General features: G+C 69.3%; 14 protein-coding genes and 1 riboswitch. Of the genes, 3 read left to right on the forward strand and 11 right to left on the reverse strand.

Features of this window, described 5'->3' with window-relative positions; translation table 11 throughout:
- Nucleotides 1–23 precede the first annotated feature (23 nt).
- From ABZ896_RS34030 to ABZ896_RS34040, 3 genes are all read left to right on the forward strand, one after another.
- Nucleotides 24–443, forward strand: coding sequence for a VOC family protein (locus ABZ896_RS34030; RefSeq protein ID WP_360937471.1), 420 nt, complete (start codon nt 24–26; stop codon nt 441–443).
- Nucleotides 444–478: 35 nt separating this feature from the next.
- Nucleotides 479–1,600 (forward strand): Rossmann fold nucleotide-binding protein, encoded by a 1,122-nt coding sequence (locus ABZ896_RS34035; protein ID WP_360937473.1) that lies wholly within the window; start codon nt 479–481, stop codon nt 1,598–1,600.
- Between the two features lie 147 nt (nt 1,601–1,747).
- Nucleotides 1,748–2,437, forward strand: a complete 690-nt coding sequence (locus ABZ896_RS34040) for an LAETG motif-containing sortase-dependent surface protein (protein ID WP_360937475.1) — start codon at nt 1,748–1,750, stop codon at nt 2,435–2,437.
- A gap of 58 nt (nt 2,438–2,495) precedes the next feature.
- Here the strand turns inward: ABZ896_RS34040 and ABZ896_RS34045 are convergent, their stop codons facing one another.
- The 11 genes from ABZ896_RS34045 to tsf all read right to left on the reverse strand — a co-directional run bounded on the left by ABZ896_RS34045 (nt 2,496) and on the right by tsf (nt 13,197).
- Nucleotides 2,496–3,521, reverse strand: a complete 1,026-nt coding sequence (locus ABZ896_RS34045) for an ABC transporter ATP-binding protein (protein WP_360937477.1) — start codon at nt 3,519–3,521, stop codon at nt 2,496–2,498.
- The gene (locus ABZ896_RS34050) at nt 3,521–5,122 is read right to left on the reverse strand and encodes an iron ABC transporter permease (RefSeq protein WP_360937479.1); all 1,602 of its coding nucleotides are present in this window, start codon (nt 5,120–5,122) and stop codon (nt 3,521–3,523) included. The genes ABZ896_RS34045 and ABZ896_RS34050 overlap by 1 nt, the downstream gene beginning before the upstream one ends.
- A 44-nt stretch (nt 5,123–5,166) precedes the next feature.
- Entirely contained in the window at nt 5,167–6,237 is a 1,071-nt protein-coding gene (locus ABZ896_RS34055) for a thiamine ABC transporter substrate-binding protein (RefSeq protein WP_360937481.1), read from the reverse strand.
- A riboswitch (TPP riboswitch) is annotated at nt 6,234–6,341 on the reverse strand. Its footprint overlaps the gene before it by 4 nt.
- Nucleotides 6,342–6,360: 19 nt before the next feature.
- Complete coding sequence (gene rlmN, locus ABZ896_RS34060; protein WP_360937483.1) at nt 6,361–7,467, reverse strand: 23S rRNA (adenine(2503)-C(2))-methyltransferase RlmN; 1,107 nt, start codon at nt 7,465–7,467, stop codon at nt 6,361–6,363.
- 37 nt (nt 7,468–7,504) lie between these two features.
- Nucleotides 7,505–7,768: a hypothetical protein gene (locus ABZ896_RS34065; protein ID WP_360937485.1), complete on the reverse strand. Its 264-nt coding sequence runs from the start codon at nt 7,766–7,768 to the stop codon at nt 7,505–7,507.
- Nucleotides 7,765–8,901 (reverse strand): WXG100 family type VII secretion target, encoded by a 1,137-nt coding sequence (locus ABZ896_RS34070; RefSeq protein WP_360937487.1) that lies wholly within the window; start codon nt 8,899–8,901, stop codon nt 7,765–7,767. Before ABZ896_RS34070 ends, ABZ896_RS34065 begins: the two co-directional genes overlap by 4 nt.
- On the reverse strand, nt 8,898–9,227 hold the full coding sequence (locus ABZ896_RS34075) for an ESX-1 secretion-associated protein (RefSeq protein ID WP_360937489.1): 330 nt from the start codon (nt 9,225–9,227) through the stop codon (nt 8,898–8,900). Before ABZ896_RS34075 ends, ABZ896_RS34070 begins: the two co-directional genes overlap by 4 nt.
- A gap of 313 nt (nt 9,228–9,540) precedes the next feature.
- Complete coding sequence (locus ABZ896_RS34080) at nt 9,541–10,728, reverse strand: phosphatidate cytidylyltransferase (protein WP_360937491.1); 1,188 nt, start codon at nt 10,726–10,728, stop codon at nt 9,541–9,543.
- Complete coding sequence (gene frr / locus ABZ896_RS34085; protein WP_100571789.1) at nt 10,728–11,285, reverse strand: ribosome recycling factor; 558 nt, start codon at nt 11,283–11,285, stop codon at nt 10,728–10,730. Before frr ends, ABZ896_RS34080 begins: the two co-directional genes overlap by 1 nt.
- Nucleotides 11,286–11,432: 147 nt before the next feature.
- Entirely contained in the window at nt 11,433–12,191 is a 759-nt protein-coding gene (gene pyrH, locus ABZ896_RS34090; RefSeq protein WP_360937493.1) for a UMP kinase, read from the reverse strand.
- A gap of 169 nt (nt 12,192–12,360) precedes the next feature.
- Nucleotides 12,361–13,197, reverse strand: a complete 837-nt coding sequence (tsf, locus tag ABZ896_RS34095) for a translation elongation factor Ts (protein ID WP_360937495.1) — start codon at nt 13,195–13,197, stop codon at nt 12,361–12,363.
- Nucleotides 13,198–13,336 lie beyond the last annotated feature (139 nt).

Consider the following 13,336-nt stretch of genomic DNA (forward strand, 5'->3'; position numbering starts at 1 on the left):
GCATCCGACAGGGAGAGACCGCCATGACCGCGACCCAGTACCAGCAGATGATCTTCGTGAACCTGCCGGTGAACAACCTCGACGCCTCGAAGAAGTTCTTCACGGAGCTCGGTTACTCGCTCAACGAGCAGTTCAGCGACGACAAGGCGGCCTCCGTCGTGATCAGCGACACCATCGTCGCGATGCTGCTCACGAAGCCGTTCTACGCGACCTTCACCAAGAAGGAGATCGCGGACGCGACGAAGACCAGCCAGGTGCTGATCTGTCTGAGCGCGGAGAGCCGCGCGAAGGTGGACGAACTCGTCGAGAAGGCGGTCGCCGCCGGCGGTACGGCCAACGACGACGTCCAGGACCAGGGCTTCATGTACGGCCGCTCCTTCGACGACCTCGACGGCCACAGCTGGGAGGTCGTGTGGATGGACCCGGCGGCGATCCAGGGCTGACCGGAGTCGGCCGACGGCGTGCTTAGCATGGGCGGGTGCAGACCAGTCCCGCCCATGCGGCGCATCACGACGACCGTGAGATCGAGACGCTCGACGAGTTCGACGCGGTCGTCTCGGCCCGCTCCACCCTCGCCGGATTCCGGGTCCAGGCCGTCGATCTGACGGACCGCACAAGGGAGTTGCTGGGCAACGACACCGCGGGCGCGGTCTTCCTCGGCTGCCGGATGCGCGCCGACGCCGAGACGAAGGTCCGCGCGGACGGCGCGCTCGTCTTCCCGCCCGTTCCGGACCTGCCCTTCGACCCGTACCGCGGACTCCTCTACTCCCCCGACGAGTTGTTCGACGGACTCGACAAGGGATACGAGCAGACTCCGGACGCCCTCTCCTACGCCTGGTTCCAGCGCACCAGGGCCGACGGCGACATCTTCGCCTCGATGCTGCGCTCCGTCCACGACGACGCCGTCTCCGACGCCCTCGACGAACTCCTGCGCGGCACAAGGGTCGTGGGGGTGATGGGCGGTCACGCGATGGCCCGCGGGACACAGGCCTACGCCGGTGCCGCGCGGCTCGGCCGGGAGCTGACCCGTGCCGGGTTCACCGTGGCCACCGGCGGCGGACCGGGCGCGATGGAGGCGGCCAACCTCGGCGCCTACGCGGCCCCCTTCGAGGACGCCATGCTCGACAAGGCCTGCGAACTCCTCGCCCGCGCACCGTCGTTCACGCCCTCGATCACCGACTGGGCCCGCGCCGCCTTCGAGGTCCGCGCCCAGTGGCCCAAGGGCGGCCTCTCGGTGGGGATCCCGACCTGGTTCTACGGTCACGAGCCGCCGAACGCCTTCGCCTCGCACATCGCCAAGTACTTCGCCAACGCCACCCGCGAGGACGGCCTGCTCGCCCGCTCCACCGCGGGCGTGGTCTTCCTGCCGGGTGCCGCCGGGACCGTACAGGAGATCTTCGACAACGCGACGCCCAACTACTACGAGTCGCGCGGCGAACCGACCCCGATGGTGCTCGTGGACGAGGCGCACTGGACGGTCAAGCTGCCGACCTGGCCGCTGCTCCGGGCGCTCGCGCGGGAGCGGTCGATGGAGGCCCGAATCGCCCTGGTTGACCGGATCGAGGAGGCTCCGGCGATGTTGAAACGTCTCATAGGTTAATAACAAGGTAAAGCCAACGCTCAGAAGCCTCCTACGCGTTGACACTGCTTATGCAGCGCTTATAGACCTGTGAGACTCCTGGGGAACGTGATGTCACATCACCACCCCCTCAACCCCCCGCACTTGAGCATCCCGTGAAGGACGAACGTGGCATTTCTGCCCATATCCCGCCGCACCGCGCGTTTCTTCGGCGTTGCCGCCGCCTCGACCGCGATCGTGCTCGGCGCCTCCAGCAACGCGCTCGCCTGCAAGATCGGTGACTTCTCCGCCGAAGCCAAGTGCGACGGCACGCAAGGCGTCATCACAGTGACTGACATCGACCCGAGTGGGGTCGAGGCCACCGTCTCCGTCTTCCTGGAGGAGAACGGCGCCGACGCCCGCAAGGTTGGCGAGCAGCCGGTGAAGGGCTCCGAGAAGGGTACGACCATCACCTTCAAGGAGGACTGGCAGCCCAACGCGGTGTACCGCATCCATGTTGAGGCCAACGGCTACCTCAAGAACAAGGGTGAGGACATCACCCCGAACCTGACCACCCCGGCGACCGCCTGCAAGACCGACGAGTCGCCCACCCCGCCCGCGACCCCGTCGGCCCCGGAGAGCACCCCGCCGGCCGAGGAGTCCTCGACCCCGACCCCGTCGGCCTCGGAGAGCACCACCGCTCCCGCGACCGTCGAGAGCAACGCTCCGTCCCCGGCCGCCGGTGACTCCAACCTCGCCGAGACCGGTGCGAACTCCAACACCGGCCTGATCGCCGGTATCGCCATCGCCCTGGTCGCCGTCGGCGGCGGTGCGGTGTTCTTCGGTCTGCGCCGTCGTGGCGCGAGCAGCACCCGCTGACGCACCCCGCAGCATCACGGTGGCCCGTCCCCTCACCAGGGGGCGGGCCACCGTCCGCTCAGCCCAGTACGACGATTTCGGTCGCGTCGAACTCCACGCCGACCGCGTCCCCGACCTCCGGTGCCTCCCGCAGGGCGCACGCCGCTTCCAGGCGTGGTCCGCCGTCCTCCTGCGGCTGAAGGTGTACGGCGACATGCGTGCCCCGGAACGTCCGCCCGGCGACCACACAGCGCAGCCCCTCGTCGACGGCCACGAGCCGTACGCCCGCCGGACGCACGAGCACGCTCCGCACCCCCTCAAGAGCCCTCGGAGGCACCGGCACCTTGCCCCAGGGCGTCTCCGCCGCCTCCCCGCTGACGAGCCCCTCGACGACGTTCTCGAAGCCGAGGAAGCGGGCCACGAACTCGTCCGCCGGCCGCTGCCAGACCTCAAGTGGCGTACCGGACTGGGCGATCCGCCCGTCCCGCATCACCACGACCCGGTCGGCGAGCGCGAACGCCTCGCCCTGGTCGTGGGTGACGGCCAGCACCGTCGTGCCCAACCGCCCGAACAGCTCCCGCAGTTCGACGACGAGCCGCTCCCGCAGCGACCGGTCCAGCTGCCCGAGCGGCTCGTCGAGCATCAGCAGCCGGGGCCGGGGCGCGAGCGCCCGCGCCAGCGCGACCCGCTGCTGCTCCCCGCCGGACAGCGCGGCGACGGCCCGCCGCTCGGCCCCCGGCAGCCCCACGAGGTCGAGCAACTCCCTTACCCGCTCGCCCTGTTGCGCCTTCGCCACCCCGTGCATCCGCGGCCCGAAGGCCACGTTGCCGGCCACGTCCCGCTGCGGGAACAGCTGATGGTCCTGGAACATCAGCCCGACCTCCCGCTTGTGCGCGGGCACGGCGGCCTGGTCCCGCCTGTCGAGCAACACCCGCCCCGCGTCCAGCGGTTGGAGCCCGGCGACCGCCCGCAGCAGGGTCGACTTGCCGCTGCCGCTGGGCCCGAGCACGCACACGATCTCGTGCTCGGCGACCGCCAGATCGACCCCGTCCAGGACGGCCCGCCCACCGAAGCGGACCGTCGCGCCCTCCAGCGCCAGCAGCATCAGAACTCCCCGGTCCGGTCGGTCCGCAGCCTCTCGAGGATCAGCAACGCCACCGCGCACACCACCATCAGAATCGTCGAAAGGGCCATCGCCTGGCCGTAGTTGAGGTCACCGGCCCGTCCGAGCAGCCGCGCCACGGCGACCGGCAGCGTCGGGTTGTCGGGCCGCGCGATGAACACGGTCGCGCCGAACTCCCCGAGCGACACCGCGAAGGCGAACCCGGCCGCGATCAGCAACGCCCGCCGTACGAGGGGCAGATCGACCTCCCGCCACACCCGCCAGGGCGAGGCCCCGAGCACGGCGGCGGCCTCGCGCAGCCTCTCGTCCACCGCCCGCAGGACGGGCAGCATGGTCCGTACGACGAAGGGCACCCCCACCAGCGCCTGCGCGAGCGGCACCAGGATCCAGGACGCCCTCAGGTCCAGCGGCGGCTCGTCGAGGGCGATCAGGAACCCGAACCCCACGGTCACCGCGGACACCCCGAGCGGCAGCATCAGCAGCGCGTCGAAGCCCCGTACGAACCGCCCCGCGTCCCGCCTGGTGAGCGCGGCCGCCGCGAGCCCCCCGATCACGACCGCGATGGCGGTGGCCGCGAGGGCGTACTCCAGGGAGTTACCGATCGCCTCGATCGGCGCGACGAGGAAGACCCCGCCGTCGCTGTGGGTGAGCGCCCGGTAGTAGCCGAAGTCGGGGGCGTCGAGGGAGCGTTGGACGAGGACGGCGAGGGGCAGCACCAGGAGTACGGCGATGCTGCACCCGACTCCGGCCAGCAGCCCCCACTCCCGCGCCCCGCGCGGCCTGCGGGCGGTGCCGGAGGCGTCGACGAGCCGGAGGGCGCCCTCCCGTCGCCGTACGGTCCAGGCGTGCAGGGCGAGGACCGCGCCCACCGCGACGAACTGGATCAGTGTGAGCACGGCGGCCGTCGCGAGGTCGAAGATCTCGGAGGTCTGCCGGTAGATCTCCACTTCGAGAGTGGAGAAGGTCGGCCCGCCGAGGATCTGGACCACGCCGAAGGAGGTGAAGGTGAAGAGGAAGACCATAAGGGCGGCGGCGGCCACGGCGGGCGCGAGCGCGGGCAGGGTGACCGTACGCCAGGCTTTCCAAGGGGACGCCCCGAGCATCCGCGCGGCCTGCGCCTGCCGGGGGTCCAGTTGGGCCCACAGCCCGCCCACCGTCCGTACGACGACCGCGTAGTTGAAGAAGACGTGCGCGAGCAGGATCGCCCACACGGTGGTGTCCAGGCGTACGCCCCACAGCTCGTCCAGCAGTCCGCCGCGGCCGACGAGCGCCAGGAAGGCCGTACCGACGACGACGGTCGGCAGCACGAACGGGACGGTGACCACGGCCCGCAGGACCTGCTTGCCCGGGAAGTCGAAGCGCGCGAAGACGTATGCGCCGGGGAGCGCGACCAGCAGCGTGAGCGCGGTGGAGGCGAGCGCCTGCCAGGTGGTGAACCACAGGACATGGCGGATGTCCGACCGGGCGAGGACGTCGGCGATCCGGCCGAACTGCCAGGTGCCGTCCGTGTCGAGGCCGCGCCTGACGATCGCGGCGACGGGATAGGCGAAGAAGACGGCGAAGAACGCGACGGGCACGGCCATGAGACCGAGCCGCGCCGCCGCGCCCCTCCTGCTCAGGCGGGTACCTACTTCAGTACGAGCGAGGTCCACGACTTGACCCAGTCGTCCCGGTGCTCGGCGATCTTCGCCGGGTCCATGGTCTCGGGATCCTTGGCCTGCGGGCCGTACTCGGTGAACTCGGCGGGCACCGAGGCGCCTTCCACGACCGGGTAGACGAACATGTTGAGCGGCATGTCCTGCTGGAACTCCTTGGTCAGCAGGAAGTCGATCAGCGCCTTGCCGCCCTGGGTGTTCTTCGCGTTGCTCAGCAGCCCCGCGTACTCGATCTGCCGGAAGCAGGTGCCGTCGGCGACCCCGGTGGGGGCGGTCTTCGGCTTCGGGTCGGCGTAGATCACCTCGGCGGGCGGCGAGGAGGCGTAGGAGACGACGAGCGGCCGGTCCGCCTTCGCCTTCTTGCCCCCCGCGGAACCGGAGAACTCCTCGTTGTAGGCCTGCTCCCAGCCGTCGACGACCTTCACGCCGTTGGCCTTGAGCTTCTTCCAGTAGCCCTCCCAGCCGTCGTCGCCGTACTTGGCGGCGGACCCGAGCAGGAAGCCGAGCCCCGGCGAGGAGGTGGAGGCGTTCTCGGTGACGAGGAGGTTCTTGTAGGCGGGCTTGATCAGATCGTCGTACGACGTCGGCGGCTGGAGCTTGTGCTCGGTGAAGTACGCCTTGTCGTAGTTGACGCAGATGTCGCCGGTGTCGATGGGCGTGACCTTGTCCCCGTCGACCCGGTACCCCGCCTTGATGGTGCCGGCGCCCTTCGCCTCGTACGACTGGAAGAGGCCGTTGTCGAGGGCCCGGGAGAGCAGGGTGTTGTCGACGCCGAAGAAGACGTCTCCCTGCGGGTTGTCCTTGGTGAGGATCGCCTTGTTGACGGCCTGCCCGGCGTCGCCGTCCTCCAGGACCTTGACCTTGTAGCCGGACTTCTTCTCGAAGTCGGCGAGGACGTCCTTGGAGACGGCCCAGGAGTCGTGGCTGACGAGGGTGACGGTCTTGGAGCCGTTGCCGGTGCCGTCGTCGGACGAGGATCCGCACGCGGACAGCGTGACGAGACCGAGGCCGACGAGGGCAGCCGCATACTTCTTGATGTTCACGGTGATGACCGAACTTCCTACCCAGAATGACCTGGGCGAGGTTCAGAGGGTCTGCGGCTCGATCGCCGCACTCTCAGCGCTGCTGCGCTCCCCTGTCGGATATGAAGATGTACGTCTTTCAGACTACCGTTCGGTGGCCGCGAGCTGGCCGCAGGCCCCGTCGATCTCCTGACCACGGGTGTCCCGGACGGTCACCGGCACGCCGTGCGCCGCGATGGCCTCGACGAACGCCTTCTCGTCCTCGGGCCGCGAGGCCGTCCACTTGGACCCGGGCGTGGGGTTCAGCGGGATGAGGTTGACGTGCACGGGCTTGCCCTTGAGCAGCCGCCCGAGCCGGTCACCGCGCCAGGCCTGGTCGTTGATGTCCCGGATGAGGGCGTACTCGATGGAGAGCCGACGCCCGCTCTTCTCGACGTAGTCGAAGCCGGCGTCGAGGACCTCGCGCACCTTCCACCGCGTGTTCACGGGGACGAGGGTGTCGCGCAGCTCGTCGTCGGGGGCGTGGAGGGAGATCGCGAGCCGGCACTTGAAGCCTTCGTCGGCGAACCGGTGAATGGCGGGCACGAGCCCGACCGTCGAGACGGTGATGCCACGCTGCGAGAGCCCGAGGCCATCCGGCGCAGGATCGGTGAGCGCGCGGATGGCGGTGACGACCCGCTTGTAGTTGGCGAGCGGCTCGCCCATCCCCATGAAGACGATGTTGGAGAGCCGCGCGGGCCCGCCGGGCACCTCGCCGTCCCTGAGCGCCCGCATCCCGTCGACGATCTGGTGGACGATCTCCGCGGTGGACAGGTTGCGGTCGAGCCCCGCCTGCCCGGTGGCGCAGAAGGGGCAGTTCATGCCGCAGCCCGCCTGCGAGCTGATGCACATGGTCACCCGGTCCGGGTACCGCATCAGCACCGACTCCACGAGCGTCCCGTCGAACAGCCGCCACAGCGTCTTGCGCGTGGTCCCCTGGTCCGTCGACAGATGCCGTACGACGGTCATCAGCTCGGGAAGCAGCGCCTCCTGGAGCTTGGGGCGCGCGGCGGCGGGGATGTCGGTCCACTCGGCCGGGTCGTGCGCGTACCGCGCGAAGTAGTGCTGCGACAGCTGCTTGGCACGAAACGGCTTCTCCCCGATCTCCGCCACCGCGTCCTTGCGCTCGGCGGGCGTGAGATCAGCGAGATGCCGCGGCGGCTTCTTGGCTCCGCGGGGGGCGACGAAAGTGAGTTCTCCGGGCTTAGGCATGGCTGTACCAGTGTCGCAGATCATTCCGGGACCGCGGTCAGAAGATCCACAGGCCGAAGGCGGCGACCGTGAGGCCGATGACCACGAAGAAGCCGGCGGTGAGGGTGACGGGGAGTGCCTGGCCGCGGCGGCGGGAGGGGTCCAGGCCGCGGTAGGTGCTGATCGCCGCGTAGATGCCGATGAGGGCGATCGCGCAGCCGACGACGACGGCGGCGTACTCGAAGAAGCCCGACACGGTGAGGGGGTGGTGCGGGTTGGGGGTGAACACGGCCGCGAGGGCCACTTCGCCTAGGGGGCTCACTGGTCGTTCTCGTCCTTCGTCAGGGCCTGAATGTCGGACTCGATACCGGACGCGGCGGCGTAGACGCCGGTATTCAGCGTGGTGCCCACGGTGTTCTTGAAGGACCCGTCCGCGAGCTTTCCCTGGTCGCTGAGGTGTTCCCCGCCGAGGCTGCCGTGTTGCTCCAGGGCATGGTTGACGCCGTGGTTCTGGGCGTTTCCGACGGCGCCCGCGGCAGCGTTGGTCAGCGCGTCCTGCTCCATGGTCGAGGCGTCCTGGCCGTTCCTGTAGTCGGCTGTCAGACCGCCCGCGACGTTGCCGAGCGCGCCGTTCACCGAGGTGCCGAGCAGGCCCTCCCCTCTCAGGAGATCCCCGGCCACCCCGGTGAACCGGGCCCCGATCACACCGGCTCCGGCGGTGAACCCGGCCGTGCCGCCCGCCAGCCACGCACCGTTCGTGAGGTCGGCCCCCACGGTCACCGGCTGGCCGTTGACGGCCTGGGTCACCATCAGGCTTCCCGAGTCCGCCACGAAGTTCGTCGCGAAGCTCTCCAGCCCCGTCTTGGCGAAGCTCGCGCTGACCCTGGCGACGGCGGTGAGCATCTTCTCCAGCGTCGCGACCGTCTCCGCGCTCAGCCCCGAGAACCGCTCCAGGAGGCCCGCCACCCGCTCCGCCGCCGACGTGAACAACTTGACCAGGTCCACGACCTTGGCGACCCGCTCCGCCACCGCCGTGTTCGCGACGAGGTCGGAGATGAAGCCGGTGAAGAACGACAGCGCGACCCCGGCGATCTCCATCTCGGCGATCTCGACGCAGATGTCGATGATCTCCTTGTTGATCCCGTCGATCTCGTCCGCGTAGGAGCGCAGGCCGTCGGCGACGTGGTGGAAGTTCGCGGCGACGTCCTGGACGACCTTCTTCTGCTTGGCCCAGTGCTTCTCGAAGGCGTCCCGGGCGGCGCCGTGCCACCCCTGCCGGTCGACCCCGGCGATCGCCGCGTCTACGGCCCGTACGACGTCCGTCAGCTCCGTGCCCATGGTGTCCCAGGCGCGGGCGATGGACCGGAGGGTGTCGCCGTCGCCGCCGGGGAGTTCCACACCGGCGGCCTGGAGGATCTCCAGGACCTTGCCGTCGATCCAGCCGTTGATGCTCACGGACGGCCGCCCGAGGCCGCGGCGTGCAGATAGCCGAGGGCGGCCTGGTCCGAGTCCATGTAGTGGGTGGCGTTCAGCCGCAGCCGGTCGCCGTCGCTCCTGAGCACGTCCGGAAGATGCCCGAGCGCCTTGACCGTGCTGTCCAGCAGCTGCCGGTACTTCTCGGTCGCCCCGTCACAGATCCCCAGCAGCCCGAACGCCTGCCCGATCTCCGCCGCGCTCCCCGAGAACGCCCCGATCGGCCCGGCAAGCCCGGTCGCCTCCCGGTCGAACCTGCCCGCCAGGTCCGTCAACGTCTCGGGATCCACCCCGAACTGCCCGCTCATCCCGTTTCCCCCGTTCGAAAACCGACGCGACGGTCAGCATCCCGAACGAACTCCCGCGAAAACGGCCCCTTTTACGTATGCGAAGCAACCTCTGACACACAATTTGCGCCAACCTGGCCTGCACCATGCCCACGGTGAAGAAACGCAAAGGGGCGACAGCCGTCGCTGCCGCCCCTCGCCAAAGTCCTGCGTCAGCCGCTGCCCACGAACAGCACCAGCAGCAACCACACCACCGGAGCCGTGGGCAACAGGGAGTCCAGGCGGTCCATGCTGTATCCGATGTGCCGCTACCGCGGCGTAGCGCCGTGGCCCCTCAGCCGCTCCCCACAAAAACCACCAGCAGCAGCCACACCACCGGAGCCGTGGGCAACAGCGAGTCCAAGCGGTCCATGATTCCGCCGTGGCCCGGGAGCAGCGTGCCCATGTCCTTGATGCCCAGGTCGCGTTTGATCATCGACTCGCCGAGGTCGCCCAGCGTCGCGCTGGCGGCGACCGCGAGGCCCAGGAGCAGGCCCTGCCACCACGTGCCGTCGTCGATCAGGAACTCCATGCACACCGCACCCGCCGCCATCGCGAAGGTGACCGCCCCGACGAGCCCCTCACGGGTCTTGCCGGGGCTGATGCGCGGCGCGAGCTTGTGCGTGCCGAAGCGCCAGCCGACGGCGTACGCCCCGGTGTCGCTGACGACCGTCAGGACCAGGAAGGTCACGACCCGGGCCGCCCCGTCCTCGGCCGTCAGCATCATCGCGACGAACGTGGCCAGGAACGGGACGTAGAACGCGACGAAGACGCCCGCCGTGACGTCCTTGAGGTAGCCCTCCGGCGGTTCCGTCATCCGCCAGACAAGGACCGCGAGCGCCGTGAGCGCCATCGCGACCCAGGCCCCCTCGGCGCCCCGCACATACCCGGCGACCACCATCGCGGCCCCGCCGAGCGCCAGCGGCACGAGGGGCGCCTTGATGCCCTTGCGCTCCGCCAGCCGCGAGGTCAGCTCCCACAGCCCCACCACGACGGCGACCGCTATCACGCCGACGAACACGGCCTTGACGAAGAACAGCGACGCGATGATCACCACACCGAGCCCGACGCCGACCCCTATGGCCGCGCCCAGGTCCCGCCCCGCGCTCTTCTTCTGCGGCGCGGGCGCCGGCTGCGAGGCGTCGGGCATGGGCTCCGGATCCTGCTTCTGCGACGCCGCCGGATAGGGCTGCGCCGACGGGGTCTGGTCGCGAAACGGCTCGTTGCGGAACGTCTCGTCCCGGAACGTCTCGTCCCGGAACAAGGGACCGCTCAGCCGAGCGGTCCCCCGGTCGTCATCCTGGTCTCCGCCATACGCGGGTACGTCGGGCACGATGGGCATGGGGCGAGTCTGCTGCGCCTCAGGCGCATCGTACGCGGGACCCGCCGGGGCAGCCCCCTGGACAGGCCCCTGGTCGATGGGCCCCCAGTACCCGGCGGGCGGTCCGGCTGGTGGCGGAGAGCCCCAGGAAGAGTCGTTCATCAGACCTCGAGCAGCTCAGCTTCCTTGTGCTTGAGGAGCTCGTCCACCTGGGCGACGTACTTCGCGGTGGTGTCGTCGAGCTCCTTCTCCGCGCGCCGGCCCTCGTCCTCGCCGACCTCGCCGTCCTTGATCAGCTTGTCGATGGCGTCCTTGGCCTTGCGGCGGACGGAGCGGATGGACACCTTGGCGTCCTCGCCCTTGCCCTTGGCGACCTTGATGTAGTCGCGGCGGCGCTCCTCGGTGAGCTCGGGGAACACCACCCGGATGATGTTGCCGTCGTTGCTCGGGTTGACGCCCAGGTCGGAGTCGCGGATCGCCTGCTCGATGTTGCGCAGCGCGGTCTTGTCGAACGGGGTCACCACGGCCATGCGCGGCTCCGGCACGGAGAACGAAGCCAGCTGGTTGATCGGCGTCGGCGCGCCGTAGTAGTCGGCCACGATCTTGTTGAACATCGCCGGGTGCGCACGGCCGGTGCGGATCGCGGCGAAGTCCTCCTTGGCGACCACGACGGCCTTCTCCATCTTCTCCTCGGCCTCGAGGAGGGTCTCTTCGATCACCACTTGCTCCTGCGTGTCTTGAGTAGGCCCGGCTGCTGTTCCGTGTGCGTGGGGGCGGCGGCCGGCTGCGTCGCGTCTTCTTCCTGCACGGTTCCCGACCGGCAGGACATTGTCCATCCCCCGGTCAGGGACCGGGGACAACTGCGGTCAGTCCCGGCTGCCCTGGTCACCCACCAGCGTGCCGATCTTCTCACCCTTGACGGCGCGCGCGATATTGCCCTCGGCCAGAAGCTCGAAGACCAGGATCTGGAGCTTGTTGTCGCGGCACAGGGTGATGGCGGTCATGTCGGCGACCTTGAGGTCGCGGGTGATGACCTCGCCGTAGCTGAGGGAGTCGAACTTGACGGCCTCGGGGTTGGCCTTGGGGTCGGAGTCGTAGACCCCGTCCACGCCGTTCTTGCCCATCAGCAGCGCCTCGGCGTCGATCTCCAGGGCGCGCTGGGCGGCGGTGGTGTCGGTGGAGAAGTACGGCATGCCCATACCGGCGCCGAAGATGACCACACGGCCCTTCTCCAGGTGGCGCACGGCGCGCAGCGGGATGTACGGCTCGGCGACCTGGCCCATGGTGATCGCGGTCTGCACGCGCGAGTCGATGCCCTCCTTCTCCAGGAAGTCCTGGAGGGCGAGGCAGTTCATCACGGTGCCGAGCATGCCCATGTAGTCCGAGCGGGCGCGGTCCATGCCGCGCTGCTGGAGTTCGGCGCCGCGGAAGAAGTTGCCGCCGCCGATGACGACCGCGATCTCGGCGCCGTCCCGGACGACGGCGGCGATCTCACGGGCGATCTTGTGCACCACGTCGGGGTCGACCCCCAGGCCCCCGCCACCGGAGAAGGCCTCACCGGACAGCTTCAGCAGAAACCGCCCGCGTACTTTGCCGTCGTCGCTCTTCTTCGCCTTGGTGGTCATGGAGATCCGCCTCTTTCACGTGGTGCACATACGAAGAAGGCCATTGCCGGTGGGTCGCTGTTCGCTCCCGTGCTCGGCAATGGCCTCCTCGTCAGATCTGCTGTCGTCCGTCAGCCGTGGACGACTGCACACGACCCTATAGGGGTCGCGCGTGAGTCGCGGTACGGACTCAGATGCCGACCTTGATGCGCGTGAAGCGCTTCAGGGTGACACCGGCCTCGTCCAGGACCTTCTGGACGGACTTCTTGTTGTCGAGCGCGTACGGCTGACCGAGCAGCGTGGCGTCCTTGAAGAAGCCGTTGAGGCGACCCTCGACGATCTTCGGCAGGGCGGCCTCGGGCTTGCCCTCGGCGCGGGTGGTCTCCTCGGCGACGCGGCGCTCGGACTCGACGACCTCGGCCGGCACGTCCTCCTTGGAGAGGTACTTCGGCGCGAAGGCGGCGATGTGCTGGGCAATGCCCTTGGCGACGTCGGCGTCCGGCTTGTCCAGCTCGACGAGGACACCGATCTGCGGGGGCAGGTCGGGCATCGTGCGGTGCATGTAGGCGAGGACGAAGCCGTCGTTGAACTGCGCGAAGCGGTCCAGGACGATCTTCTCGCCGAGGTTGGCGTTGGCCTCGTCCACGAACGCCTGGACGGTCTTGCCGGCTTCGATCTCGGAGGCGAGCAGGGCGTCCAGGTCGGCCGGGGAGGTCGCGGCGACGTGCTCGGCGATCTGGTTGGCGACGGCCTGGAACTTCTCGCCCTTGGCGACGAAGTCCGTCTCGCACTTCAGCTCGACCAGGACACCGGAGGAGTTGTCGTCGGCGATGATGGAGACCACGGCGCCGTTCTCGGCGGAGCGGCCCTCGCGCTTGGCGACGCCCTTCTGGCCCTTGATCCGAAGCGCCTCGACGGCCTTCTCGACGTCGCCCTCGGCCTCGTCCAGCGCCTTCTTGCAGTCCATCATGCCGGCGCCCGTGAGCTCACGGAGCTTCTTGACGTCGGCGGCGGTGTAGTTCGCCATGATTCTTGGAGTCTCTCTCGAACTCGAAAGTCTGAAGATCTACGGGACGGACGGCGGGGGTCTCACGCTCCTCGGCTTCGGCGTGGCGCCGGTGCACGACACGGTGCCGCGCGCGCTGGTCGCGGCCTGCGACGCCTAC

Source organism: Streptomyces sp. NPDC047072 (assembly GCF_040643855.1).
Taxonomy (GTDB): Bacteria; Actinomycetota; Actinomycetes; order Streptomycetales; family Streptomycetaceae; genus Streptomyces.